Annotated in this window: 21 protein-coding genes, 1 riboswitch and 1 other annotated feature; of the genes, 16 read left to right on the top strand and 5 right to left on the bottom strand. The window is 47.7% G+C overall.

What is annotated here, in order from left to right:
• Positions 1–3 precede the first annotated feature (3 nt).
• Positions 4–1,095, bottom strand: a complete 1,092-nt coding sequence (locus D2962_RS16740) for a 6-phosphofructokinase (protein WP_122015638.1) — start codon at positions 1,093–1,095, stop codon at positions 4–6.
• A gap of 242 nt (positions 1,096–1,337) precedes the next feature.
• Between D2962_RS16740 and ilvN the strand changes: the two genes are divergently transcribed.
• From ilvN to D2962_RS16700, 10 genes are all read left to right on the top strand, one after another.
• A complete protein-coding gene (gene ilvN / locus D2962_RS16735; RefSeq protein WP_120766944.1) occupies positions 1,338–1,862 on the top strand; it encodes an acetolactate synthase small subunit in 525 nt (174 codons plus the stop codon).
• On the top strand, positions 1,859–3,517 hold the full coding sequence (ilvD, locus tag D2962_RS16730) for a dihydroxy-acid dehydratase (RefSeq protein WP_122015637.1): 1,659 nt from the start codon (positions 1,859–1,861) through the stop codon (positions 3,515–3,517). The genes ilvN and ilvD overlap by 4 nt, the downstream gene beginning before the upstream one ends.
• A gap of 146 nt (positions 3,518–3,663) precedes the next feature.
• On the top strand, positions 3,664–4,047 hold the full coding sequence (locus D2962_RS16725; protein ID WP_122015636.1) for a proteasome assembly chaperone 4 family protein: 384 nt from the start codon (positions 3,664–3,666) through the stop codon (positions 4,045–4,047).
• Between the two features lie 46 nt (positions 4,048–4,093).
• Positions 4,094–4,228, top strand: coding sequence for a hypothetical protein (locus D2962_RS19395; RefSeq protein ID WP_281273702.1), 135 nt, complete (start codon positions 4,094–4,096; stop codon positions 4,226–4,228).
• Positions 4,229–4,424: 196 nt separating this feature from the next.
• Positions 4,425–4,508: riboswitch (cyclic di-GMP riboswitch) on the top strand.
• A gap of 58 nt (positions 4,509–4,566) precedes the next feature.
• Positions 4,567–5,049 (top strand): hypothetical protein, encoded by a 483-nt coding sequence (locus D2962_RS16720; protein WP_122015635.1) that lies wholly within the window; start codon positions 4,567–4,569, stop codon positions 5,047–5,049.
• A gap of 107 nt (positions 5,050–5,156) precedes the next feature.
• Positions 5,157–8,267 (top strand): Ig-like domain-containing domain, encoded by a 3,111-nt coding sequence (locus D2962_RS16715; protein ID WP_122015634.1) that lies wholly within the window; start codon positions 5,157–5,159, stop codon positions 8,265–8,267.
• The gene (locus tag D2962_RS18945) at positions 8,264–10,618 is read left to right on the top strand and encodes an IPT/TIG domain-containing protein (RefSeq protein WP_245984798.1); all 2,355 of its coding nucleotides are present in this window, start codon (positions 8,264–8,266) and stop codon (positions 10,616–10,618) included. The genes D2962_RS16715 and D2962_RS18945 overlap by 4 nt, the downstream gene beginning before the upstream one ends.
• 100 nt (positions 10,619–10,718) lie before the next feature.
• Positions 10,719–14,432: an IPT/TIG domain-containing protein gene (locus D2962_RS18940; RefSeq protein ID WP_245984797.1), complete on the top strand. Its 3,714-nt coding sequence runs from the start codon at positions 10,719–10,721 to the stop codon at positions 14,430–14,432.
• A 5-nt stretch (positions 14,433–14,437) separates the two neighbouring features.
• Positions 14,438–16,099, top strand: coding sequence for a hypothetical protein (locus D2962_RS16705; RefSeq protein ID WP_245984796.1), 1,662 nt, complete (start codon positions 14,438–14,440; stop codon positions 16,097–16,099).
• 14 nt (positions 16,100–16,113) lie between these two features.
• On the top strand, positions 16,114–17,607 hold the full coding sequence (locus D2962_RS16700; protein WP_245984794.1) for an S-layer homology domain-containing protein: 1,494 nt from the start codon (positions 16,114–16,116) through the stop codon (positions 17,605–17,607).
• A 3-nt stretch (positions 17,608–17,610) separates the two neighbouring features.
• Here D2962_RS16700 and D2962_RS16695 read toward each other — a convergent pair whose 3' ends face one another.
• Positions 17,611–18,783 carry a pyridoxal phosphate-dependent aminotransferase gene (locus tag D2962_RS16695; RefSeq protein ID WP_122015633.1) on the bottom strand — a complete coding sequence of 391 codons (1,173 nt, stop codon included), beginning with the start codon at positions 18,781–18,783 and terminating at the stop codon, positions 17,611–17,613.
• Positions 18,784–19,067: 284 nt separating this feature from the next.
• Positions 19,068–19,277, bottom strand: a binding site (T-box leader).
• Positions 19,278–19,441: 164 nt separating this feature from the next.
• On the opposite strand from D2962_RS16695, the gene D2962_RS16690 reads away from it, so the two are divergent.
• Positions 19,442–19,663, top strand: coding sequence for a sulfurtransferase TusA family protein (locus D2962_RS16690; protein WP_162991275.1), 222 nt, complete (start codon positions 19,442–19,444; stop codon positions 19,661–19,663).
• Between the two features lie 6 nt (positions 19,664–19,669).
• Here the strand turns inward: D2962_RS16690 and D2962_RS16685 are convergent, their stop codons facing one another.
• Complete coding sequence (locus D2962_RS16685; protein WP_120766015.1) at positions 19,670–20,572, bottom strand: selenium metabolism-associated LysR family transcriptional regulator; 903 nt, start codon at positions 20,570–20,572, stop codon at positions 19,670–19,672.
• A 160-nt stretch (positions 20,573–20,732) separates the two neighbouring features.
• Here D2962_RS16685 and D2962_RS16680 point away from each other — a divergent pair, with 160 nt between their 5' ends.
• The 4 genes from D2962_RS16680 to D2962_RS16665 all read left to right on the top strand — a co-directional run bounded on the left by D2962_RS16680 (position 20,733) and on the right by D2962_RS16665 (position 23,605).
• Entirely contained in the window at positions 20,733–21,410 is a 678-nt protein-coding gene (locus tag D2962_RS16680; protein ID WP_120766014.1) for a YeeE/YedE thiosulfate transporter family protein, read from the top strand.
• 67 nt (positions 21,411–21,477) lie between these two features.
• The gene (locus D2962_RS16675; protein ID WP_122015632.1) at positions 21,478–21,705 is read left to right on the top strand and encodes a sulfurtransferase TusA family protein; all 228 of its coding nucleotides are present in this window, start codon (positions 21,478–21,480) and stop codon (positions 21,703–21,705) included.
• A gap of 17 nt (positions 21,706–21,722) precedes the next feature.
• Entirely contained in the window at positions 21,723–22,265 is a 543-nt protein-coding gene (locus tag D2962_RS16670; RefSeq protein WP_122015631.1) for a YeeE/YedE thiosulfate transporter family protein, read from the top strand.
• Between the two features lie 104 nt (positions 22,266–22,369).
• Positions 22,370–23,605 carry an FAD-dependent oxidoreductase gene (locus tag D2962_RS16665; RefSeq protein WP_122015630.1) on the top strand — a complete coding sequence of 412 codons (1,236 nt, stop codon included), beginning with the start codon at positions 22,370–22,372 and terminating at the stop codon, positions 23,603–23,605.
• A gap of 142 nt (positions 23,606–23,747) precedes the next feature.
• Here the strand turns inward: D2962_RS16665 and D2962_RS16660 are convergent, their stop codons facing one another.
• Together D2962_RS16660 and D2962_RS16655 are read right to left on the bottom strand one after the other, a co-directional pair.
• Positions 23,748–25,112 (bottom strand): PFL family protein, encoded by a 1,365-nt coding sequence (locus tag D2962_RS16660; protein ID WP_122015629.1) that lies wholly within the window; start codon positions 25,110–25,112, stop codon positions 23,748–23,750.
• 11 nt (positions 25,113–25,123) lie between these two features.
• Positions 25,124–25,450 (bottom strand): ACT domain-containing protein, encoded by a 327-nt coding sequence (locus D2962_RS16655; protein WP_342774552.1) that lies wholly within the window; start codon positions 25,448–25,450, stop codon positions 25,124–25,126.
• Between the two features lie 312 nt (positions 25,451–25,762).
• Between D2962_RS16655 and D2962_RS16650 the strand changes: the two genes are divergently transcribed.
• A complete protein-coding gene (locus tag D2962_RS16650) occupies positions 25,763–25,984 on the top strand; it encodes a CLC_0170 family protein (RefSeq protein ID WP_122015628.1) in 222 nt (73 codons plus the stop codon).
• The last annotated feature ends 72 nt before the right edge of the window (positions 25,985–26,056 follow it).

Below are 26,056 nucleotides of genomic sequence, written 5' to 3'. Positions count from 1 at the left end.
TTTTCAGTCCCCAAAGCTTATCCCAATATTTCTTGCGGCTTTTATCAGCTGATGGTCTGGCGGCACGGTCCTGCATCCCTGAGGTATATCCTCAAAGGCCACCCATGTTATAATTCCGTTTCTCAAAGAAACCATCTTCCCGTATTCCCCGGCCAGGGCCAGCATCCCCGCCGCCTCTCCGTAACGGGTGGCCAGGATCCGGTCAAAGGGTGAGGGAGAGCCGCCTCTTTGAACGTGGCCCAGGATGGTGGCTCTGCTTTCAAAGCCCGTGACCTTTTCCACCATATCGGCTATCCTGTAACTTATACCTCCCAGCCTTACCGGGTCCCCGCTGCCCTTTATGGTTTCCCGGATTATTTTCTCGCCTTCCGGAGTTTTAGCCCCCTCAGCCACCACAATTATGCTGAAGGGCTTACCCTCTTTCTGGCGGGATAATATTTTTTCCGCCACTTTTTCCATCTTCCAGGGAATTTCGGGAATCAGTATGACATCGGCGCCGCCGGCCACTCCGCTGTATAAAGCAATCCACCCGGCATACCTTCCCATGAGTTCCAGCACCATCACCCGGTGGTGGGACTCGGCGGTAGTGTGGAGCTTATCCAGGGCTTCGGTGGCGGTGGTCACCGCAGTGTCAAATCCGAAGGTCTGATCGGTGCCCTGCATGTCATTATCTATGGTCTTGGGAACTCCTATGATTTTGGCTCCCTTCCGGGTAAGTTCCCGGGCTATGGCAAGACTTCCGTCGCCTCCGATCACCACCAGGCGGTCGATGCGAAGTTTTTCTAAATTTTCCAGAGCCGCATCGGACATATCTTTGTAAACCACCTCATCCCCCTCCTGTACAGGGAAATTGAAGGGGTTGTCCCGATTGTTGGTCCCGAGCATCGTCCCACCCCGGTGCAGCAGCCCTGAAATATCCCGTTTTTCCATCTTTCGGTAGTTTCCCCTGATAAGACCACTGTAGCCGTCAAGAAAACCGTAAAGCTCAGCCCCGGCCGATTCAGCGACTTTGGCTACTGCCCTTATCACTGCATTCAGCCCCGGCGCATCCCCGCCGCCGGTAAGGATACCAAGTCTTTTCACTTTAGCTTCCATTTTTTATTCCCCTCCTGGAAATAATAAAAAAGTTGTTCCCTGTTTTGGTCGTGTATGTTATAATAAAACTTAATATTTATACAACTATGATCGCCGGTTTTGAAAGGTCATTTTTGTCGTTGTCACGGCCTGAAGAACGTCTTTGATTTTATTCTATGGTGCCTTTGACCGTTTCCCTTATTAGACTTATTATACCAGAGAAGGTTTAAAATTAAAAACATATTTGAAAGGCGGTGTTTTTGTTGCGAAAGGCCATTTTTTCGGTGCTGGTCCACAACGAATACGGTGTGGTCACCAGGATTTCCGGCCTCTTCACCCGCCGGGGTTTTAACATCACCAGCTTCACCGGTGAGGAGACCGAAGACCCAAAAATCTCCCGCATCACCATTGTGGCAGAAGGTGATGAGAGAGAGCTTTCCCAGATAAAAAGCCAGGTGGAAAAACTGGTGGATGTCATAAAAGTGGTGGAACTGGACATAAAAGCATCAGTGCAAAGGGAACTGGCCCTGATAAAAGTAAAAACCCAGGACACCAACCGCACCGAAATATTCCAGATAGTGGAATCCTTCAGGGCAAAGGTAGTGGATATCGAGCCCGAAGCGGTGATCATAGAAATCACCGGAGACCTGGATAAGGTTAAGGCTTTCTTAAATATGATGAAACATTATGGTATAATCGAAAGTGTGAGAACCGGTATCATTGCCCTTCAACGGGGCAAGGAAAGCATCCATAACGAACCTGACCCGGAGAAAGGAGAAACACTATGAGAAGCGACAGTATCAAAAAAGGCCCCATGAGGGCTCCCACCAGAGCACTTTTTTACGGCATGGGATTTACCGATGAGGAGATAAACCGTCCCCTTATAGGAATAGTAAATTCCCAGAACGAAATCGTGGCAGGGCACGTCCATCTTGACCGCATTGCCCAGGCTGCCAAAATGGGTGTTGCCATGGCCGGTGGTACCCCCATAGAATTTCCCGCCATCGGCATCTGTGACGGCATAGCCATGGGGCATATCGGCATGAAATACCCACTGGCAAGCCGCGAGCTCATCACAGATTCCATAGAGGCTATGGTTATAGCCCACGGCTTTGACGGCCTGGTGCTCATACCTAACTGTGATAAGATAGTGCCGGGCATGCTCATGGCCGCAGCCAGGCTCAACATCCCGGCGGTGGTGGTGAGCGGAGGCCCCATGTACGCCGGGCGTTACAAAGGCCAGGATGTGGACTTTTCCACCTGTATCGAGAAGATCGGGTCCTTAAGCACCGGTGAAATCACCGAGGAAGAGCTTTCAGCCATAGAACATGAGGCATGTCCCGGCTGCGGCTCATGTTCCGGCCTTTTCACCGCCAACTCCATGAACTGCCTCACTGAAGCCTTAGGTCTCGGCCTGCCGGGCAACGGTACCATACCGGCCTACCACGGTGCCAGGATCGCTCTGGCCAAAAAGGCGGGCATGCAGGTAATGGAAATGGTGACGAGGGACATAAAACCCAGAGATATCCTTACAAGAGAAGCTTTTGAAAATGCCATCACCGTAGATATGGGCATGGCGGGTTCTTCCAATACCGTGCTGCACCTGCCCGCCATCGCCCATGAAGCCGGGATTAAACTTGAACTTGACATCTTCGATAAAATAAGCCAGAGGACCCCGTATCTTTGTAAATTGAGCCCCAGCGGCCATCATCACATGCAGGACCTGCATGAAGCCGGCGGAATCCCGGCACTAATGAAGGAACTTTCAAAGAAAAATCTGCTGTACCTGGATTTAATCACCGTTACCGGAAAGACCGTGGGCGAGAACATAAAGGATGCATACATTCAGAACCCTGAAGTCATTAAGTCTGTGGAAAAACCGTACAGAGAGACCGGCGGCCTTGCCATCCTCCGGGGCAATCTGGCTCCCGACGGTGCGGTGGTAAAAGAAGCGGCGGTGGCGCCGGAAATGCTCTATCACGAAGGCCCTGCCAGGATATTCAATTCCGAGGAAGAGGCCGTTGACGCCATATTCGCCAAAAAGATAAATAAGGGCGATGTGATAGTCATACGCTACGAAGGCCCTAAAGGTGGTCCCGGCATGAGGGAAATGCTTTCGCCCACCTCCGCCATTGCAGGTATGGGTCTGGATAAGGATGTGGCCCTCATCACCGACGGAAGGTTTTCCGGAGCCACCCGCGGTGCCTCTATCGGCCATGTCTCCCCTGAAGCCATGGAGGGAGGGCCCATTGCCCTGCTGGAAGAAGGCGATATCATAAGAATTGACATAAAGAACAAGCGTCTGGATGTGGTGCTGTCCGATGAGGAAATGGCAGCCCGCCGGGCAAAATGGCAGACGCCGGAACCCAAGATAAAAACCGGATATCTGGCTCGCTATGCCAGAATGGTCACATCGGCCTGCACCGGAGCAGTGCTGAAATAAAGATTAGGGGCTGTCCCAGAAGAAAGGGCAGCCCCTTAATATATTATTTTATAAAGGAAAGTCCCATTATCCATAGAATATTATAAATGATGTAAAAGATAGTTATTTGTTGATTGATAAGAGGCTTCATTTAAGGAGTTGATGGTATGAATCATGTCTTTATCGAAAAAGCCGGAGAAGGCAAGTTTTATCTGGAAGCGGTCATTACTGTTACGCAAGAAGGTATAAACATTTACCTTGGGGGCGGGGAAAAGCCCCACATCGGCTCGGTAGCAGTGAGCCAGCCCCGCCCCAGCCTTAAAGGCGATGGCAGTATAAGCTGCACCACTTCGGTTTTAAACTTGCTGGGTCACAAGGACGACGGTCTTGCTGTCCCCCTGGCGGAGAAATTGTGCAAGAAGCTAAAACAGACGGTAGTGGTCACTGCAGGCGTACACATTGATAATGCCACGATGGATGATATACAAAGATTTAAAGATAATTGCAAAATCTTATGTGAAAATATCGTTAAACATTTTTGTTTAATGTAAAAGCCAATCTAAACGGGAGGGTGACTTATGTTCAGCATCGACCTTGATGACATTGTTTGATGTAGGGATATTGCCCAGTACTCATGCCATGATAGCAAAAACAAGTCCTGAGGAAAATCGGGGAAGCGTATACGGTGTTGCTTCAGGCATAACCGAATTAATTGTGGATAACTGTGGATAACTTATCCCCAATGGGGACAACCTCCGGACAAAAGGACACATCTTGAGGACAAGCCATCGACTTATTAACACCTGTGGATAACTTTGTGGATAAATATTATGGACAAATAATCCGTTCGCCATATTAATTTTAAATTAGTGTTAAAATTAGAGGATTTTGGGTTTTTATGTCGAATTATAAATTAAAAACCAGATATGGAATTAATAGGTAAACCTGCTGAAAGGTAGGGGCACAAAGCCATGGGCCTAAAGCATCCCGCTATGGCTGCCAGGCTGCGGATTTATATAAATCCTATTCGCCCCGAATAGGATTTTATATTATTGTGTGGAGGTAATGCCATGTACCGGTTGAAAACAATCATGGCTTTATTGATGGCGGCATCCTTGATATTTCCGATAACACCCTGGAAAATGGACAGGGCCCGGGCTGATGTTTCAAACAATTTCAACCCGAAAATATATGTCGATGGTACTGAAATATCACAGGGCCAAAAGGGCGTTGACTACGGGGCCGGTTCCATATCCATCGAATATGATTCCTCTTTTGTGTTAAACGGCGGAAGAAGCATCAACGAAATAAAAATTACCGCCAACGGCAGATATGATGAAACCGATAAGTTCGATGTTCTTCTTGCGCCGGGAAGGATTACCTTTAATTTAAAACAAATTCCCGGCCAACCTGCTCCCGTCAGGTTGAGACCCATTTCCCTCTATAGTATTTACATTCCCTACGGCCTTTTTAAGAATTCGAGCGGCGTAACAAATCCAGCAGTAAATTTTTATTTGTCACAAAAGGTGAGCAAAACCAGACAGATATTTTAATCACAACGATTCCTGCAAAAGGCGCAAAGGTTTATCAGGACCTTTCCGCCGTAATCCTGGAATTTGCCGACGATATTTCCATAGATCCCCAGGTCTTAAGGAACCGGATGTCGATCACAGCGGTTCCGCTGGAGCCTTCCATGAATCTGACGGGCGCATCTTTTGTGAACGATTTTGACGTATATGCCGAAAACAGCAAGCTTGTCCTCAAGGCCAGAAATGGAGCCGCTATAAAAAATTTTTCTAAATTCACTATAGCAATTCAGAGCGGTGCCGTACAGCTCAAAAACAGCGGCGGAACCGTCTATAATGGCGGCATAACCCTGGATTTTACTACATACAACATGCTCAGCTCTACATATCCTTCAGACGGTCAAGAGGGGGTGGAAGTGGAGCCCACCATAAAATTTACCTTCCGGTACCCCGTCGAAATTTTGAATAGGGATAATATAACCGTGAAATCCGGCGAAGAACAATATGCTCTGGATAAAAGCAAAATATATCTTTCTTCCGATGGGAAAACGCTTAACATAGACATAAATGACGACCCCAATCCCCTGAGAAGAAGTACCCCCTATACGGTGCGCCTTGGGGCCGGCTGTGTGAGGTTCAGGGATTATAACAACATAACCAATGATGACATGGTACTTAATTTTACCACTTCGGGAGAAGGTCAAAGGCCGGAAATCTCAGGTTTTTCCTCCAGCCCCTATGGCGGTGACGACATAACTTCCCTTTCGGGCACCAGGCTTTCCGGCGATGGCAGTATTTACATCCGCTTCGACAGAAATATAAAGTGGGACAGAGAAAAGGATAAACTCAACCTGCAGGATATGGTAAAGCTATATAAAATTCCCAAACCCCTCGAAACCGCATATGATCCTTCAGGAAGGCTTTATGACAGCGTGGTGGAATATGTCTACGGGCAGGGCATCCCGGGCGTAAACCCCGATGAATCCCAGAGGGTGCCGGTCAGCCGGATAAATATAGTGAACGGCAACACTCTCGAGGTAAAACCAGGCTTTTCTTTGATGAACATCAACCGGTACAGGCTTTTTATCGATAAAAGAATCGTGGAAGACAGCTACGGATATAACCCTGAAAAAGATATTATTTTTTATTTCTGGACCGCACCGGCCGCCGGAAGCTCGGCGGTCCATTGGGTGGGAATAAGTTCTTCCAGGGTCTACGGTGTTCCGGCTTACAGCGACTCCAATCCCATCGTCTTAAATACCGACGGGGAAGTCATCTTTAAGGCCGGGGACACGGCGGCTTTCAACAGAATCGTGCTTTCGGAAGGTTACAATACCGGCGCCGGTGTAAACATTGAAAGAGTACGGCTGGAATATTATTTTGAAAACGGTGTGAAAAAGACCAGGATCAAGATTTTCCCGGAACATCAGCTGCAGTGGGGGAAACTATATAAATTGAGCATAGGCGAAGATGTGTTTGAGTCAAGGCAGGGCGTATTCCTTTCAGCCATGAATATGGAATTCGTGGTGCGGGGCAATGCCGCCGAAAGTCGCGGCATCTACAGCATATCCCCTTCTTCCCTGAATGTGCTGGACATCTACAACGGCGGTGCATCCTTTACCATCAGAGGATACAACTTTACTGAAGATGTAGAAAAGGTGGAACTTTTGCCGGTGGCCGGAAATGCTGCAGGCGGCCCCGCTTTAACCATTGGAAAGCAGGATCTGGAGTTTGAAAATGTGACGGAAATTACTGTGAAATTGAGAGACAGCGGCGTTGTTAATTCATTGGGCAGGGACAGCGGCAGCGGCACATATGCCGTAAGACTTTATTTTACTGGAGAAAACAATCCGGTGGAAAATGACGGTGTAAGGCTCGAAATAAGTCCCAGGGGAAAACCCGTGGTGAAATCCACATATCCGGGCAATGATGGCGCTTGGTATAACGAGAAAGAACTCAGCCCGCGGTATATCAACGGTGTGGAGAGATTCTTCCTTAAGGTCACTTTTTCCGATGTTGACGGCAGCCTGACCTTTGATGAAACCAGCGGCCTGGATCTGCTGAGGACTTCCACCCTTTATTCTCAGGGTCAGAATGAGATTTCCATGATTGACACCGAGTTCCTGAACTATATATATAACATTCAGGATGAAACATTGAAAAAATCCTACATATCGAATTACATATTTGTAAAAAACAGCAGCACAAAAGAAGCGTATCTTTATATACCCGTAAAGCCCCTGAAATCTCAGACGACGTATACCGTTATGATTAATGCGGGCATTGTTTACTATGGCGGCCAGGATGAGATATTATCCGGGAATGATGTGATAACATGGAGTTTTACCACCATGGCGGTGCCGGTGGTAACCGGCGTGGAGAGCGGCAGCGTGGCGGAAAATTACGACGAAGATGTGCCGATTATTTTGAAAGGAAATTATTTTAACGGTTCGGATGTAAAAGTGTATTTTAATGATATAAAGGCCCGGAAAGTGAAGATAGGCACCGCTGAAGACGGGTCGCCCATACTGAAAGTATACCTTCCGTCGGGAAGCGACCGTCTGGAGCCCGGGATTTACACCGTAAAAGTTGTCAATGATGATGATCATGAATATCAGATTTACGGAGCCCTCAGCGTGGTAAAGGAGGGCAGGTCTAAACTGCAAGAAGATTATGTTTTAAAATATAAAGGCAGGCTGGGCGATGTGAGGGGCAGCTTTGACAAAAGCGAAGACACTCTCATGCTGGATCGGGATTATACCGATAAAAGCCATCTTGAGCTTAACCTGGATGAGCTTATGGGTCCGGATGTGCTGGTGAGGAAAATCCGGTTCCGGGGAAGTGAGAAAGACAAAATAGAAATCCTGGATACCCTTTCAAAATGGGCGGACATATCCCTGTACAATGTAACCCTGGACCCGCTGGCAAAAAGCCGGGATGTGGAGATAATACTAGGCCGGGTGGAGCCCTCCATTTCCCAAAAGCTCAAGTCCGGCCTGGGCATCGGCAGGGTAAAATCCGACCTCATCCGGGTTACCGGCGAAAATTTCAAGGTCACCGGCATAAAAGTTGTAATACCCTTCAAAGAGAGCAACGGCGATAATCTCAAGGCTTTGCGGTACGATGAAGATCTCAGGACCTGGCAGGAAGAATACTTCACGGTGAATAAACCTGACGGGACCGTCACCATAACCAGCCAGCACCCCGGTATCTTTGCAGTGGTGGAGGGAGGTAAAACGAGATGAATACCCTAATGCGGAAAAAAGGTTATAGATTAATATCCCTGGCTTTAGCTGCTGTGATGCTTTTTACCCTGGCCCCGTGGAATGTAAGGAAGGCTTCAGCTTTTGACCCGGATAATTTTTATGTGACCGATGTAACCATCGGCAAAACCTTTGATGCCAGCCAGATACAAAAGTCCATGTATATAACCGTAGAAGGCAGGAATATCCAGAACGCCAGCGTACAGGTTTTTGTCTCGGGCCAACCCAGATTGCTGTCAAATCCCAAAATAAATACCAATGATACATTATATTTTGAATTTACCAATCCTGCCGACTGGGAGGCACTGAAAGGCATAACCAAGATTACGGTGGGTGGAGCATCGATAAATATTGGAGATAAAGGCATTATGCCTGCCGTAAGCGGAATCAATCCCCGGACGGTGAAGAAAGATACGGGAAGCACCACCATATACGGTTCCGATTTTAATTTAATAAGAAGCTCAAATGAATTTTCGGTGACATACGGCAGGGGCATTGCCTTTACAAAAATAGACAACAGTTTGTTTGTTTCCAACGACAGCGTTACGTTAAACAATCCCACCGGTGAACTGGGGCTGCAGGATATAGTCATCGAGCGCAAGTGGCAGACGGAAGATATAGTCTTTAACAGCAACTACACGAATAAAGTAAACGTGGATATTTTTTATAAATACACGGACCAGTTCAGACTGGTTCAAGACCTCAACATATCAGGTGACCTGCAGATGTTTCCCAACAGGGGGCCTGCAGGCAGCAAGATATATTTTAAAGCTGATGTTCTGAATCTGTATGATGTTTTTTTCCTGAAAAGAATCGATGGCACCGATCCCTATACAGCAGCGAACAGAGGTAAAAATCCCACATACAAATACAATGCCGAAGGTGAAAAAGACATTTTAACCGTAGAAGTTCCAAACCTGGAAAAGGGCGAATATTACGTGGTGATAACCAACAAAGTGCCTGACGGCTCCGACCCTATGGATTATGTTACGGGCGAAAAAATCCTTGACCAGAAGTTTACGGTGATAGATGGATACAGGAGCGCCAGAATCGACACCATTCAGCCCGGCAGCGGCCCCGATACGGGTTCTCCCGCAGCCATATCCGGCAGGTACCTGGGAAGCCTGAACATCGATGATCTTGCCATGGAACCGGATGTCACCGTGACCGATTTTATCTACAATGAACAGCAAGACCATCCGGTCCTGGTGAGAACCTGGCAAAAAAACGGTCAGAAAGTGGCGTCATACAATGGCAGGGATATTACGGAAGTTACCAAAAAAATTACCGTAATCATAGGCAATATGGCCACTTTCAGGAGTGATTCCACTTTTTCCCCGGAAATGGATAAGCTCAACATTATGGTTTCACCCGTTACCATAGACGATGGAAACTATATCAGGGATGTGGTGGTGGAAACCGAGACCACGCTAAAATATGATACCGGCCAGTTTGTGTTTACCGAAAGGGCAGAACTGCCGCAGGCTTATACCTTTATCCCCAGCACCGTAAAACCCGAAGTCATCAGTATGATTCCATTTGAGATATTCATTGAAAAAGGCCAGGATGGCAAATACAGGATCGGGCAGGACCTGCTCATAGCCATCAGCGGCAAGGATTTTCTGATACATAAGTACAATGATGAAATCGAAGGTTTCGTAACCCGTTACCCCATTATCCAGTTCAGCAATGCCGCAAGCAAAGTCGTCCTGGATAAAAACTCTAACCCGAACCTGCGGGTCTATGTGGAAGACAGCGGGGGAAACATACTGGATGGCACTGCAGGAAATGAAATAGGGACAAGGATCGTGGCTGTAATCCCTGCGGGGACGGAGGTGCCGGAAGCATTTATAGGTACGGCCATACCCGTAATAATCACCAACCCCATAAGAAATTCTTCCAAACCGGGGCTTTCCTCCGATGCTTCGGTGACGGTCAAATTCCTGCTGCCCAATGAAAGTAAGATGCCCGTTGTGGAAAGCGTCATTCCCGATGCGGTTACGGTGGAAGGCGGTGAAAACGTAACCGTCAGGGGAAGCAATTTTCAGGATGGAGTAAAGGTCTTTATCGACGGCAGGGAGGTATCGGGCATAACAAGGTCAGGGGACGGCAGGACCATAACCTTCAAGGCTCCTCCCGGCAGGGAAGGAAGCACTCAGCTGCAGGTAATAAATCCCGGAGGAGGCATGGCAGTCAGGGATTTCTACTATGTAAAGACCTATACGGACCCCAGGATCACTGATTTTGCACCAAAATCCGGTAACACCGGCACTCTGGTGCAGATAAAGGGCGACAATTTCCTGGCGCAGGACCCCCACGGCCAGACCCGATGAAATATATAAGCTCATAGGTACCAGAATCCTGCTGGAGGGGCAGGATATCAACCAGTATAATATAGACCCGGTTACGAAGAAAATTCTCCTCCGGGATTATATGTCACCGGCAGATGATGATATCATCAGCATCGGGCAGAATCCTGACGGGGGAACATACGCCAGGCTGGCCGATTACTGGCACAGCGTAATCCTTTACGATGAGCAAAACGGCAAGTTTTATGCCATCAGCCTTGATGCCCAGGGCAACCCCATGATTTCAGATGGTGTAAACAACACCTACAGGGTGACAGTCAAAGATGGCAAGCTTTACGCCAGCCAGGTAGGCGGCAGCGACTATAGCCTGACTTTAAAACAAAATGACAGCGCCACACAGATTATTATCGGTCCCGAAGCTTCTCCCCAAGTATGTCTTACCCTGCAAACACCCTTTAAAGTGGACACCAATGGAAAAATCGTGGGCGATGCGGTTAAGGTGGTGGACAAAAACACCATCATATTCAAAGTCCCCATACTGACCCTCGGTGACGGCTGGTATGATTTGACGGTATTGAACCCCGACACAAAAAAGGACAGCCGCTTGAATGAACAGGGATTTTATTACTATACCCAGCCCCAGTCGAAGCCCGTTATAAAAGAGATTATTCCCGACAGGGGTTCCACTGACGGGGGTTATACCATCGACATCAGCGGTTCCGATTTTAAAGACGATGGCATCAATAAGACCAGGGTTTTCATAAACGGTGTGGAAGTTAGAAAAGAGGACACTTTTGTGAGCGTAGACGGCGGCAAGATTACTGTCAAGGTTCCGCCCTTTTCGGGAGACCTGAGCAAGGAAAAGGGCACCGATCGCATTACCGTGCCCGTGGTGGTGATAAACCCCGACGGGGCCAGCGCCGGCAAGGAGGATGGATTTACATATGTGGTGCCCACCAGCCATCCCCAGATTACCAGGGTAGTGCCCCAGAAGGGAAGTGCCGCGGGACAGGAAGTGGTGGAGATTTTCGGAAGAGATTTCCGCTTCTTCGAACCTTTCAATGATGACAACAGGAATCAAATGAGGGATGAAAACGAACTTTACCAGGATATTAGCGGCAACGGGCAGTGGGATGACTTCAGGGGGAAGACCGTCGAGGAATTGAAGCAGAACAGTGATGAATATGGCAATTTCGCCCTTTCAGTTTTACCCAGAGTCTACTTCGGAAATAGAATTGCCCAGGTCTCGGAGTTTTCCGACGGCTACCTTAAGGTCACTACACCGCCGGGCACAGCGGGAGATGTGGATGTTTATGTAGTAAACAACGACTCGGGGATTTCAAACAGCGTTAAATTCACTTACCAGTCATCAAACCCGTCCATAACAAGTATAGTGCCCTCCGAAGGCAAGAAACAGGGAGGGGACCGGGTTGAAATCTTCGGCAGCGGGTTTATGAAGAGCAATATCAATGTTTACAATGGGCAGACGCCCCCGGAAGTGCTGGTGCGTTTCGGTAATATCACCAACAGGGATATACCCCGGGAGCAGGAAAATTCAGGAAGAATAGACAACGGCAGGACCACCGTATATCTTGCCGGAGGCCTCAAGGTGGAATATGCCAGCGGCCGGGTGCTGCTGGAGATAAGTGAAAAAGGATTGACCTATACCAGCGGTACTATAAACTATGATGGCAGCGTGCTCTATTATCCCACCAACCAGCTGGTGGCACACAGCGGTACCGGGGATATAAATTATGGGGGTGGGGAGCTCATATGCCTTGAAATATCGGACAGAAGGCTTTTTGTGGAGAGAGGGTATGCCCCCGGCGCCGAATTCATGAACAGCGGGCATCTGGTGGTGACAACACCCGCCTATTACACCATTGGTAAGGTGGATGTCACGGTCATAAATCCCGACGGCGGCACGGCTCAAGGCCAGTTTGAATATAAAAACCCTGCCAGCAAGCCTGCCATCATCAATATCACAAAGGAAGGAAATTCTCCCCAGGAGGAGAATATAAACGGTCGGGATGTAAAAGTCCTCTACATGACCTATAAGGGCGGCAACACGGTAAGCATTATAGGCAGTGATTTCCGGGAAAATGCGAGGATACAGATTTCGGACCTCGTAACCATCAAACCCCAGGATATAACCTATATGCTTCCCTCAAAACTTACCTTTACCATGCCGGCGGTGCCCGACAGCGCCGTGGGCAAACTTCACCGGGTGGTGGTAATAAATGAAGACGGAGGTATGGCTTCCTCTGATGAATGCACTCCCAGGCCCATATACATCATGTTCATAAAAGGAGAAACCGCCCCGGCGGTGAAGAAGATAACCCCCGGCTATGGACCTTCCACCGGCGGGACCACAGTGAAGATAGAAGGAAAGGATTTCCGGGAAGGTCTCAAGGTGTTTTTTGGCGGGGTAACCGTGCCGCAGGACAATGTGAAAGTGGTGGACTACAAGACTATCATTGTTACCACACCGCCCCACGCCCCCGGAAAAGTGGAAGTGAAAGTTGAAAATCCTGACGGTGAACTTTCCAACCCCGGCAGCTTTACATACCTGAGCAGTCCCAGGATATCGGCAGTGGTGGACCCGACGGACCCAGCGGAGATTACCAGGATAACCCGCATTTCCGTTGAAGGCGGCCAGGAGATAAAGCTAAAGGGTTCGGGCTTTGAGGAAGGCGCCAGAGTCATATTCAATCCCTCTATAAAGAAGGTGGAAGATGAAAACACCGCCACGGGAACCATCATATACATCGAAGGCATACCCTACGAACTAGAAACGGGCACCGACGGCACCGAAGTGAAATTCATCGACTCCGATACACTGACGGTAAAAACGCCTCCCGGGAAGGTGGGGACCGGCGGCATCATGGTAATAAATCCCGACGGCGGCGCTACTGAAGTTTATAGCGACCTCATTTATGAACTGACACAACTGCAGGCCCCCCTGGGAGTTTATGCGGAGCTGGTATATGACCGCTATATAAAAATTAACTGGAACAGGGTAGATGGAGCCGGCGAATATGAGGTGTACGTGGTCATTGATGACAATGAAATTGAATTTATAGGCTCTACCGTGCTCACCAGCTACCTGTACAGCGACCTGGAGCCCAATACCAGATATAAATTCATAGTTAAGGCCATAGGCAGGTTCGGTTCCTCTCCGCCCTCGGCCGAAAGTAACACCGTAAAGACTGGAAAAACCGCCGGCCCTCCTGATGAGGACGGCGGCATCGAAGAAAAGACTCAAAAACAGACTGCCGGTGGTGCCCAGAGTGTAACCATAGGCCTTGATGACTATAAGGATGAAACCAGGATAGACCTTACAACTCAGGACTCGACAGGGGTGAAAGAAGCTGTTGTGAGTATCCCTGCAGCAGTGATAACAAAGAAAGACGCAGCAGATATCATAATTACAGGAAAAGACTTCACCATAAAGTTTAATCCCGGTGTATTCGATACATCGAAAGTGTCTCAGTACAGGTCCAGGCGCGATGCGGGAGTAAGGTTCACAGTCACTCCTTATGAGGGGAGCCCGGACGTAAAGGGAAAGACGCTGCTTTCGCAGCAGTATGTTTTGAAGGCCGAGTTTTATCTGGGAGCAGACTCCACCCCCATGGAATACCTGAGCTCCTCCATGCAAATTACCCTGGAATACGACACTGCAAAGGCAGGTTTGAGGAGGCTAGGCAGTATCGCATTGTGCAGGTATGACGACTACACGGGTACATGGCAGGAAGTTGCAAAAAGCCCCGGCGGCTCTACAGTGAGCGCCCTTATCGATAGTATGGGAAGATTTGCAGTAATAGGAAGCAGGAGGTAAAAAGCATGATGAAAAGATTTATATCCCTGTTTCTGGCAGCATTTATTTTCATGCTCAGTCCCGGATTTTCCCGGGGAGATACGGAGTACCACCCCGCCGGGTCGCCCCTGGAGGGCTACATTAAGGATATTAGCGCCCAAAAAGTCACAGTAGAACAATATGACGGCAGGGTCAGCACCCTGGCTTTTACCTCCGGCACCCTTTTTAAGATAGACAATCTTCCCGCCTCCTGGGGCGATTTCAGGGCTGGCATGGAGGTATATATTCTCCATCTGGGCCAGAATGTAACATATATGGAGGGCTATTCCACCGAAACCCCGGGGTACATACCCCCCGGCGGCAAGGTGAGAAGCGGCGTGGTTAAAAAGATAGACAGGAACCAGATCATAATAAAACTTGCCACCGGCCGGGAGGAAACCTATTTTACCTCGCCGGCCACCATCGCGCTGAAAAACGGCCGGAATGTCCCATTATCCACCCTTTATGAAGGTGACAGCGTGAGGTTTTTCTTCGATGAGGCAGATTCCACCATAATAAGCAGGATAAGCATCCAGGGCGACTCCATAAAAGTGAAAGCCCTTTATAGAGGCACACTGCAGGTTACCGACAAATCTTACGGCAGGATTACGTTAAATGATGTAAAAGTTCTCACTGACGGGACCTGGAAGGATGTGGAGAGCGTCATGCAATTTCAGCTATCCGATGACGTGGGAATCTTTACAGCCGGCAGTAAAATCCCCCTGAACAACCTCAAATATTTCAGGGGTAAAACAGCATACCTGGCGGCCAGGGATTTTTTCGGCAAAGACCGCATCTACAAAATGGTCATAAAAAATCAGAGCGAGATAATGATAAGTGATAAAATAGAGGACATTAACTGGTACTTTGGGGCTTTCGAACTTTTCAACAAGAAGAATATATCCTTTAATGATGGCACCATATTCATAAAAAATGGCAGGATTATAGATAAATATTCCATAAATCCTGACTCCGATGCCCTGATAGTGGCCGATGGCAGGGGGAGTCAGAACACGGCAGATATTGTATACATATATGATGAGGCCATAAACAACTCCAGCATAGGCCAGAACTTTCTGTTTGCCGGAAGGCTTGATGAGATTGTGGAAAATCAATTGACCCTTACGGACTTCTTCATTCTGAACAGGAATGAATGGGAATCCTTTGATGAAGACAAAAAGCTTTATTTCGATGACGATACCTATTTTTATGACCTTGAGGAGAAAAAAGAAATCAGCCGCAAGGAATTTTACTCGAAGGATTATGCGGTGGATGAAAAGAGCGACTATGCGAAAGATAAAGGCTTAAAGGACTGGTACGGCTATATGTATACCGACGGCGACCGCATCGTGGCGGTGGCCGTGAAAAAACGCATGGATTCCCTGCTCAGGCAGAGGATTACAGCCGGTACGGTGGAATCCGTTGAAGACGATCCCATGACAGGAATCACCATTACGGTAAAAGACGCCAGGGACTGGAGCAGCCGCAAAAACCAGTGGATGCCCAAAAATCAGCCAGTCAGGATGGGTATAGACACCGCCCTTGTGATAAAAGACAGTAAAGTGATTCCCTACCAGAGTGTTAAACCGGGGGATATCGTCTACAGCGTTAGAGACGATTTCTACTGCAAAATTCTATTGATAAAATAACCGGGGGTGTTAGATTGAAAAAATTCTTGATGCTTTTTTTAATATGTTCCGTCCTCATAAATCCGGAATATGCTCTGTCAGCCCCCACAGAGTTTTCCGGCGGTGTCAACAACGAATATACCTATGAAGAAATGGTGTTTGTCACGGGAAAACCTCTGAAATTCACCGGCACCGTAAGCATCACTGAGAGGGAAAAGGGGGATTCGAAGACGGTAAGCTACAGGTTTGACCTCACAACCCCGGACATATCGGAGAAGAGCCAGCTCAGGAGGACCGTGACATATACCACCGAATATGACAGGAGAAACGACAAAGGCCAGGCCATAGCCCGGACCAGTGTGGGAAGTTACAGCGAAAAAATCGTTATCGGCAAGGACCAGTATAACCTGGAAGATTACCAGTTTTCCAAATCTGATGTGATAGACAACAGGCCCGCCTCGGACTTTTACTCAGGGAATTTTAACGGCCGCAAGTATTATACCATAAATAAAAATGAGGGAGAGGTAGTAATAGAAATCACCGGCGGCAATGTGGGGTATGAAAATTTCTGGGGAAGCACCGAAACCCAGATCATGGAACTTTCCATCAGCTCAAAGAGATATGTGATGGATGAACAGGATAATGAAAAAAAGCCGGTCTCATGGAATGGCACCGTAAACGTTCAAATTTCCGACAGCATGACGAAAAGCCTGAGCTACTATGACAATGAAGCCACCCTCTCCAGCTTTAATGGTGGATATGTGAGGACCACCAGAAGGGAAATGGTTTCAAGATATGAATACAACCTGCCACAGATGAGCGGCTATATTCCCGACAGGAGCAGGAGAAATAAGGATTCGATAAGCCTTTCAGCGCAGATGGTACCCCGGGTTGAAAGGCTGATAGTGCCCAAATTCAGGGATGTGGAAGGACACTGGGCTCAGGATTACATAGAAAAACTGTATTCTCTGGATGTGTTTGACACCAATTCATCCTTTTTTGTGCCCGAATCTTCCATGACCAGAGAGGAATTTATAAAAGGCATCATAAGAGCCTGCAACATAAGGTCATCTATGGATAATCAAAAGAAGGCTGTCACCCGCCGCAATCAGCCGCCGGAGGTTTCGCCCTTTAAGGATGTAAGTCCTCAGGACCCCGATTATAACTACATAAAAGAAGGCCTGGACAAAGGCATAGTGACCGGAGTCACCACAGATAGTTTCAAGCCCAAAGATCCTCTCACCCGGGCCCAGGCCATAACCATTCTCGTTCGCGCCCTGGGCTTCGGCAACAAGGCGCCCAATCCCGGTTATCAGACCTCTTTTTCCGACGATGACAGCATTCCCTACTGGGCAAAAGACAGCATCTATGTGGCCCGGGAGATAAATATCATCGAGGGGGATAGCTTAAACCGCGTAAACCCCAACAGGGTCATGACCCGGGCAGAAGCCTCTGCCATGCTGGTGCGCTTTCTGGAATTTCTGCAAAAGGACCTCCAGAAGGACTACAGGGAAAACATCATGTTATAGGAGTTATAAGAAACGTCTGTTGCCGGGGTTACCTACCATAAACATTTCGATACGGTTCAAAGCTTCATGTATTTTTTCAATAGAAGTGGCATAGGAGCAGCGGATGTGACCTTCGCCGCTGGGGCCGAAGGCGCTGCCGGGCACTACCGCCACTTTTGCCTTTTCAAGGAGCTTTTCGGCGAATTCCTCGCCGGAAAAGCCCGTGTGCTGCACGGATGGAAAGACATAGAATGCCCCTTCAGGGTCCGGCACGTCAAAACCCATGTCTCTCAAGCCCCGGCACATGACCTTTCTCCTCCTGTCATATTCTTCCACCATACGATTTACCTCCAGCTCTCCGCTGTTTAAGGCTTCCAGTGCCGCCGCCTGGCTCACGGTGGGGGGGCACATAACCCTGTACTGGTGGACCTTGCGGGCCTGCTGGACGCCGTCTACGGGGCCGCAAAGATATCCGATGCGCCAACCGGTCATGGCAAAGGCTTTGGAAAAACCGCCTATAAAGAAGGTATGCTCTTTCATGCCGGGCAGTGATGCGATACTCACGTGCCTATGTCCGTAAGTGAGTTCCGCATAGACCTCATCGGATATCACCGCCAGATCATATTTTTTAACAAAATCTGCAATAGGCGAAAGCTCCCTTCGGGTCATGACGGCGCCGGTGGGGTTGTTGGGATAGGACATCAAAAGCGCTCTGGTCCGGGGCGTGACATGTTTTTCGAGTTCCTCCGCCGTGACTTTAAAGCCATGTTCCGGCCGGGTCGGCACCATCACCGGCACCCCGCCGGACAGGGCGGTGCAGGGTGCGTAGGACACGAAACAGGGTTCTGGGATGAGTACCTCGTCACCGGGGGAAAGCACTGTAGTAAGAGCGATATCCACAGCTTCACTGGCTCCTATCGTTATGATTATTTCTCCGTCGAAATTATAGTGAAGCCCGAACCTTGCCTTGAGATATTCCGAAAGCTTTTGCCGCAGTAAAAACATTCCGTCGTTTGACGTATAATGAGTGTCACCCTCTACCAGGCTTTTTTGCGCAGCTTCAAGTATTGTCAGGGGCGTCGTAAAGTCCGGCTCTCCCACCCCCAGGGAAATCACATCCGGGTCCTTTTCGGCCAGGTCGAAAAAGCGCCTTATGCCCGAAGGCTTTATATTTTGCACTAAGGTTGATATTTTCATTTTCTAACAACCTCCCATAACTTTTATGAATTTAGGTTTTTTCGCAGAAATGTAACAACTCAAAATAGACAGAGACCCTTTTTACTACTTCACATTTTGTTTTTTAATTACAAGTATTTCAAAGTAAAAAATCCGTCCCTAAAAAGGGACGGATTCCGCGGTACCACCCTAGTTGAGCTGCTCAAACAGTGTGTCACGGGGACGGTTCCTGTGGCACATTCTGTCAAAGGGCGTCCCCTTGACATTCCGGGGAAATACCTCCAGATACAAAAAACCCCGCCCCAATAAGGGACGAGGTTTTCTCGCGGTACCACCCTGGTTGAGCAAAGCTCCACCTCATTTTGATAACGGGAAAAAATTCCGGCACAGCCTACTCGATACCATCTTTCAGCCTGCAACTCCGGAGCGGCCCGAGATCTTCCACCTGCCGGCTTTCACCTTCCCCGGCTCTCTGTGAGGCTTGATGATCTCTTCTTCTCCGTCATCGCTATTTTTTTATTTTATTGTTTATAATTTTACCATGTTTTATAATAAAAGCAAGAGGTGATTTATTTTTTTTGTGGTTATTTTTTTGTTTTAAATTTCCCGATGAAAAGCTCCATGCATTTTTCGATTGCGTTTTGTATGTTAAAAAATTATAAACTCAGGGGTGATGGGCGTGACCGAGCATTATATAGACTGCATAGGCGACTTCTGTCCGGCTCCGCTTATAAGGGTACAGGAAAAGCTTAAAGAATTGCGTTCAGGCGATTTTATCGTACTGGAAACCGACCACAGTTGTGCGGCTATAAATATCATTAATGACATGAAAAAAAGGGGTATAAAAGCAAAAGCAAAGGAAATAGATAACGGTATATGGAGAGTAATAATCAAGCAATAAAAAAGATTAACAGAATCCCCTGCTCGGCATATGCATAAAATTTATAAATGCCTTGGCCACTTTTGTCTGAACTTTTTCGTGCTTATAGGCAAGGTATATTTTTTGTAGTATATTTACTTTTTCAAGTTTCAGTGCAAGCAGACTGCGATTGTGCAATTCTTTTTTTAATGCCAGCCTGGACATGATTGATATGCCGTGGCCAGCTTCTACAGAAGCTTTTATAGAATCGACATTGCTGAGTTCCATAACAATGTTGAGCATGTCTTTATCTATGCCCGCAGCACTCAGGCACTTCTCAATGACCTGCCATGTACCAGAACCCTTTTCTCTCATTATAAGCGGTTGTCTGAGAAATTCATCAAGCCTGATACTTGTTCGACCCTGCCAGGGTTTTTTGTTGGGGGTTATTACTACCATTTCATCGGTGGCGATTTCATCTATTTTAAATGCCCCTCTGGGCTTTTCACCTTCAATTACTGCTACGTCGATTGCATTTTCCTTCAGGTCGCTTATCACCTGACTTCGATTTCCCACTTTTAACTTTATATTTGCCTCCGGGTATTTTTCTTTAAAAATAAAAATACTGCAGGGCACGGCGTAACCGCCCACAACAGAAGTGGCGCCTACAACCAGATTGCCGCTCACGGATGCCCGCAAACCATCTATTTTGCTTTCGAGTTCTTCATATAGTGCAACAATGCGGGCGGCATAATCGTTTAAAATAACCCCCGCTTCAGTAAGAGAAACACCACGGTTGCTCCTTTCTATAAGCTGTACTGAAAAGTGATTTTCAAGTTGCTTTATCTGCTGCGTCAATGCGGGCTGGGAAATAAAAAGCTTTTCTGCAGCTTTCGAGAGACATCCGGCTTCAGCGGCGGTAATAAAAGCCTTCAGCATGTTTAAATTCATATGTGCTGACCCCCACTATCACAAAATACATCGCAATTTTCTAATATAACGTATACTTATAATAACATAAAATAAAGTAATTTTACAGCCCAGAAAGAAAAAAATATAATTAAAGTAGTGAAGGCCTTCACAAGAACAAGCAAGCAAAGGGGGTGTTTTAGTGGATCAGCCCGAAAATTCTTTAAAGTCCAGAATAAAATCTTCGGCTAAACCCGCGGCCAAAAAGAAAAATCAACTAGGGTATGGTATAGCTGTGCTGATTATAGCAGTTATTTTCGGAATATTTTTAGCAAACATAAAAGCTCCACTGGCCGTACGATGGATGTTTGGTCTGGCTTTTGGTTTTGTTCTGCAAAGATCAAGATTTTGTTTTACCGCTGCCATGCGTGATCCCGTGCTTACAGGATCCACGTCTTTGCTCCGGGCGGTAATTATTGCGATAGCGGTAGCTACGGTAGGATTTTCAGCTATCCAGTTTGCAGCATTCACAGCCGGGAAACCCATCCCTGGGAACATAAGCCCGGTGGGCATCCACACACTGATAGGCGGAATATTATTTGGAATTGGAGCTGTCATAGCCGGCGGGTGCGCTTCCGGTACGTTAATGAGGGTTGGAGAAGCATATACAATGAATATGATCGCTCTGGTATTCTTCATAGTGGGGTCCGCTTTTGGAGCTTATAACTTTGGATGGGCTAAAGCAAATTTAATTAAATCGGCGCCCGCAATTTTCCTTCCAGATGTATTGGGCTGGCCAGTGGCGTTTTTCGGACAGCTTTTGATGCTGTTTGCAATATACTGGCTGGCGCTCTGGTGGGATTACCGCAAGGCTGCATAGTGTCGTATAGTATTAATGTAGTATAAATTATGTTAAATGACAATATCACAAAAAGGAGACGATTAAAATGGCTGAAGTTTATTTAGATTGCCTGGGTGAGGCTTGTCCCGTTCCATTAGTAAAAACCCAGAATAAATTAAAACAACTTAAAATCGGAGATTTACTTATTGTTCAAATAGACCACAGCTGTGCCATTAAAAATGTTCCTGAATGGGCCAGAAAAGAGGGTTATCCTGTGGAGATTGAAGAAGTAGAAGAGGGACGTTGGGACGTTTATATAGAAAAGACAAAGTAAAATAAGGGGGGACTAATGTGAGCAGATACGCCGAAGAAGTTGAAAGGCACAAAAAAGCCCTGCTTCGCGACCCCTTCCCGTACTGGCTGGGAGCAATACTGCTGGGCCTCCTGAACATAGCGTTACTGGCATTTTCCAATCATGGTTGGGGAGTAACTACATCTTTTGCGCACTGGGGAGCATGGATAGCAAAGGCGTTTGGAGCTCATCCAGAAACCTGGGCATTTTACCAGTCGGAAGCCAATGCAAAAGCGCTGGCAGGAGGGTTTTTAAATGATGGAGGCTCCATACAGAACCTGGGTATTATCTTCGGGGCCCTTCTTGCCACTTTGCTTGCATCTCAGTTTAGGGTGAAGAAGATAAAGAGCTACAGACAGGTTATAGCTGCAGTTTTGGGCGGCTTGCTGATGGGTTACGGGGCAAGATTATCCTATGGGTGCAACATCGGCGCTTTATTTAGCGGCACGGCTTCCATGTCGCTTCATGGTTGGGTGTTTATGATAGCAATGTTCATTGGGGCTTATTTCGGTTCCAAGCTTCTGACAAAGTACTTCATGTAGACTGGTTTACTCTCCCGCCCATTCTGGCGGGGGCAGAGTGGAAATGAGAAGACAGCGGGAATTTTTCCCGCTGTTCGACTAAATATTTTGTAGGAGGAATCAAGATGCCTGAAAAAAAGGTTGAACAATACGATGTCGTGGTCATAGGTGGGGGCCCTGCGGGGATGACGGCAGCCATATACGCCGGGAGAGCCCGCCTGAAAACTCTTCTTCTGGAAAAAACTCTTATGGGCGGGCTTGCCACCTATACGAATGAAATCGAAAACTACCCGGGTTTTCCTGAGGGAAATACCGGTCAGGGTCTGATGAAATTATTCGAACAGCAAGTAAAGAAGTTTGATGTAAAAATAAAACTGGCCCAGGTCACCGGCGTGGAATTAGAAGGCGAGACCAAGGTTGTAAAAACCATGCGTACCGATTATCACGCCAAAGCCGTGGTAATCGCCACCGGCGGCAAACCGCGTCTTACGGGCGCCAGGGGAGAAGATAAGTTTTTATTCGGCAAGGGCATTTCGTTCTGCGCCACCTGCGATGCGGCTTATTATACAGGGAAAGACATACTGGTGGTAGGCAGCGGGGATGCTGCTATTGAAGAATCTATTTTCCTCACAAAATTCGCCAATAAAGTTTACATTTCCGTCATTCACGATGTCGGAATAATGGATGCCAATAAAGTGGCACAGGAACAGGCCATGAAAAATGAAAAACTTCACTTCATCTGGAATACTGTTGTCGATGAATTTGTGGGAGAAGATAATCTGGAAACGGTAATACTCAAGAACGTAAAGACCGGTGAGAGGATTCCTGTTAAGGTTGACGGCTGTTTCCTGTTCATAGGGTATTTGCCGAATACTGAGATATTCAAAGGCATTATAGACATGAACGAAAGAGGTTATATCATAACTAACGAAAAAATGGAGACGAATATTCCGGGCGTATTTGCCGTTGGCGATGTCAGGGATAAGATCCTGCGCCAGGTGGCCACATCTGTGGGGGACGGCGCCATCGCGGGGTTTATGCTGGAGCGGTATATAGCGGAAACCGAGTATTTTGAAAGCGAATTCAAAGGTGTAAAAGGCCCGCAGATGGTGCTGTGCTATGATCCTACCGACGATATGTGCCGGGAGAAGATGACCATGGTGGAGGAATTCAGTAAAAACCATCCCGAAATAAAATACAACAAGATCGATGTGTATAAAGGCAAAACCATGGCCGAAAGGCTTGGAATAAAAGGAGAGCCCTGCTTTGTAATAATGCATGACGGTAAAATTAAAGAAATACTTCCTCTCAATAATTTGACTGTGGAAACCGTTCAGAAAAAAATTTCACAGGTTGCATAATAGTAAAACTATAAAAATAACGGCATATTTTCGTTAAAACGGGCGAAAAATATGCCGGCTTTTTTTATCTTTATTATTCTTAAAATAACGAGCAGCTCAATTTTCATTTCTCTGAAAGTGCCATTTTATCTATATATATTGCCTAGTTTGTAAGGCTCTGAATTGGCGGAGGGATTTGTCCTCCCCGCTTTACAAAGGCCGAAGAATCAAACTTATTTACCGGCATGATTGGCGCTCTTCCCAACAGGCCGCCAAATTCCACGAAGTCACCGGCCTTCTTGCCGGGAGCGGGGATTATCCTCACCGCCGTGGTCTTCTTATTGATGACACCTATGGCCATCTCATCGGCGATGATGGCCGATATGGTTTGTTCCGATGTGTTTCCGGGTATTGCTATCATGTCCAGGCCCACCGAACATACACAGGTCATGGCCTCCAGCTTTTCCAGCGTCAATGCACCCTCGGCAGCCGCCCTTATCATGCCCGCATCTTCGCTCACCGGTATGAAGGTTCCCGAAAGCCCGCCCACATAGGATGTGGCCATGGCGCCACCTTTTTTCACGGCATCGTTTAATAAAGCCAGGGCGGCGGTGGTACCCGGGGCCCCGCAGCGCTCCAGGCCCATGGCTTCCAGGATGTTGGCGATGCTGTCGCCCACGGCCGGCGTCGGGGCCAGGGACAAATCAATGATGCCGAAAGACACGCCCAGCCTCCGGGCAGCTTCCCTGCCGATGAGCTCTCCGGCTCTGGTTATCTTGAAAGCCATGCGCTTTATGGCTTCCGAAAGCTCTCCAAAATCCGCATCTTTGGGCAGCCTTCTCACCACCGTGTTTACCACTCCGGGCCCGCTGATGCCTACATTTACCACTGTTTCCGGCTCTCCCGGACCGTGGAAAGCCCCGGCCATGAAAGGGTTGTCCTCCACTGCGTTGGCAAACACCACCAGTTTGGCGCAGCCTATACCGTCTTCATCAGCGGTGAGAGCTGCGGTTTGTTTTATTATGCGTCCCATGGCCCTGACCGCATCCATGTTTATGCCGGCCTTGCTGGAGGCCGCATTCACCGAGGAGCACACCTTTTGGGTAGATGAAAGGGCTTCAGGGATGGAATTGAGCAGGTTTATATCCCCTTTTGTAAAACCCTTTTGCACCAGGGCCGAAAAACCTCCTATAAAATCTATGCCGAGCTCTGTCGCTGCCTTATCCATGGCCCGGGCGATGGGAGTGTAATCCTTCTCCCGGCAGCTTTCGGCCACCATGGCTATAGGGGTGACAGAGATCCTCTTGTTGATGATGGGGATGCCGAACTCCGCCGCAAGCTTTTCGGCCGTCGGCACCAGCTCTCGGCCTACCACCGTCAGCTTGTCATAGACCTTCCGGGCCACAGCCTCGACACTTTCCCCAGCACAGTCCCTGAGGCTAACCCCCAGCGTAATGGTCCTTATATCCAGATTTTCCGCCTGCACCATGCGGATAGTCTCTATGACCTCATCTCGAGTGAAATTCATGACCGTCCTCCTCATATTCTATGCATAAAATGAAACACTTCTTCCCTCTGGGCGTCCACCCTAACCGAAATCTCTCCTCCGCGCCTTGAAAGCTTCTCTTTCAATTCCTCAAAGCTGACCGTGGCCTTCGCGATATCCACCACCATAATCATGGTAAAAAGGCCTTCTATGGCGGTCTGGGTGATGTCAAGAATATTTACATTATTTTTTGCCAGCACATCGGAGATCCCTGCGATGATGCCTACCTTATCCTCGCCTACCACGGATATCACCGCCCTCTGGCTGGAAACGCCGTTTAAAAGCGAGGGCTCCGAAAGCCTTTCTTCTCCTACATAAATCTCGATGCCCTTTTTCGCCGCATATACCCGGGCTTCCCTGGTCACCAGGGTATCCGGCGGGAAGCGGAGAACCTTTTCATCTTCCCGGTTTTTTAATGAATCCAGTGTGACTAGTATTTCCATAAACTTATTACCTGCCTCTCTATGAATGAATATGATTTATTCCTCGAAAATCGAACTTTTTAATAGTATAAAATAAAATATAGGGATAAGCAAGGCTATTTAATATCCAATCGAAGAAGTTGATTCATAAAAAATTGCATAATGACAAAAAATAAACCAGAAAATATAGTGATGAAGGCAGGAAAACAAATGTTGAAAATCATGCAGACGGTTTTGGGGTATATAAAAAGCGCTGCCACTCTGGCGACTATGGCGGTTTTCATCGCCAGCGGCCTTTACCTGCTAGTCATCGATGGTGCGGACCTCAAAACCAAAGGCTTAAAAAAAGAACTGGCCGCCGCCAGGATAATCGGCCTGCTTTATATTTTTGGTTCGATGATAGTTTATATAATTTTTAAATACATACTGTAATATTCAAGTGACGGTTCTCCACTGGCTGACCTTAATGGCATAATGTGGTATTCAAGTCGGAACCGTCCCTGA

Source organism: Biomaibacter acetigenes (genome assembly GCF_003691585.1).
Lineage (GTDB): Bacteria > Bacillota > Thermosediminibacteria > Thermosediminibacterales > Tepidanaerobacteraceae > Biomaibacter > Biomaibacter acetigenes.
Note: the sequence above shows the minus strand (reverse complement) of the source record. Positions and strands in the feature narration are given on the sequence as shown.

Coding starts and splice junctions, on each gene's coding strand:
- D2962_RS16740 (WP_122015638.1), bottom strand. CDS start 1,095: ATGGAAGCTAAAGTGAAAAGACTTGGTATCCTTACCGGCGGCGGGGAT.
- ilvD (WP_122015637.1), top strand. CDS start 1,859: ATGAGAAGCGACAGTATCAAAAAAGGCCCCATGAGGGCTCCCACCAGA.
- D2962_RS16725 (WP_122015636.1), top strand. CDS start 3,664: ATGAATCATGTCTTTATCGAAAAAGCCGGAGAAGGCAAGTTTTATCTG.
- D2962_RS19395 (WP_281273702.1), top strand. CDS start 4,094: ATGACATTGTTTGATGTAGGGATATTGCCCAGTACTCATGCCATGATA.
- D2962_RS16720 (WP_122015635.1), top strand. CDS start 4,567: ATGTACCGGTTGAAAACAATCATGGCTTTATTGATGGCGGCATCCTTG.
- D2962_RS16715 (WP_122015634.1), top strand. CDS start 5,157: ATGTCGATCACAGCGGTTCCGCTGGAGCCTTCCATGAATCTGACGGGC.
- D2962_RS18945 (WP_245984798.1), top strand. CDS start 8,264: ATGAATACCCTAATGCGGAAAAAAGGTTATAGATTAATATCCCTGGCT.
- D2962_RS18940 (WP_245984797.1), top strand. CDS start 10,719: ATGTCACCGGCAGATGATGATATCATCAGCATCGGGCAGAATCCTGAC.
- D2962_RS16705 (WP_245984796.1), top strand. CDS start 14,438: ATGATGAAAAGATTTATATCCCTGTTTCTGGCAGCATTTATTTTCATG.
- D2962_RS16695 (WP_122015633.1), bottom strand. CDS start 18,783: ATGAAAATATCAACCTTAGTGCAAAATATAAAGCCTTCGGGCATAAGG.
- D2962_RS16685 (WP_120766015.1), bottom strand. CDS start 20,572: ATGAATTTAAACATGCTGAAGGCTTTTATTACCGCCGCTGAAGCCGGA.
- D2962_RS16675 (WP_122015632.1), top strand. CDS start 21,478: ATGGCTGAAGTTTATTTAGATTGCCTGGGTGAGGCTTGTCCCGTTCCA.
- D2962_RS16665 (WP_122015630.1), top strand. CDS start 22,370: ATGCCTGAAAAAAAGGTTGAACAATACGATGTCGTGGTCATAGGTGGG.
- D2962_RS16660 (WP_122015629.1), bottom strand. CDS start 25,112: ATGAATTTCACTCGAGATGAGGTCATAGAGACTATCCGCATGGTGCAG.
- D2962_RS16650 (WP_122015628.1), top strand. CDS start 25,763: ATGTTGAAAATCATGCAGACGGTTTTGGGGTATATAAAAAGCGCTGCC.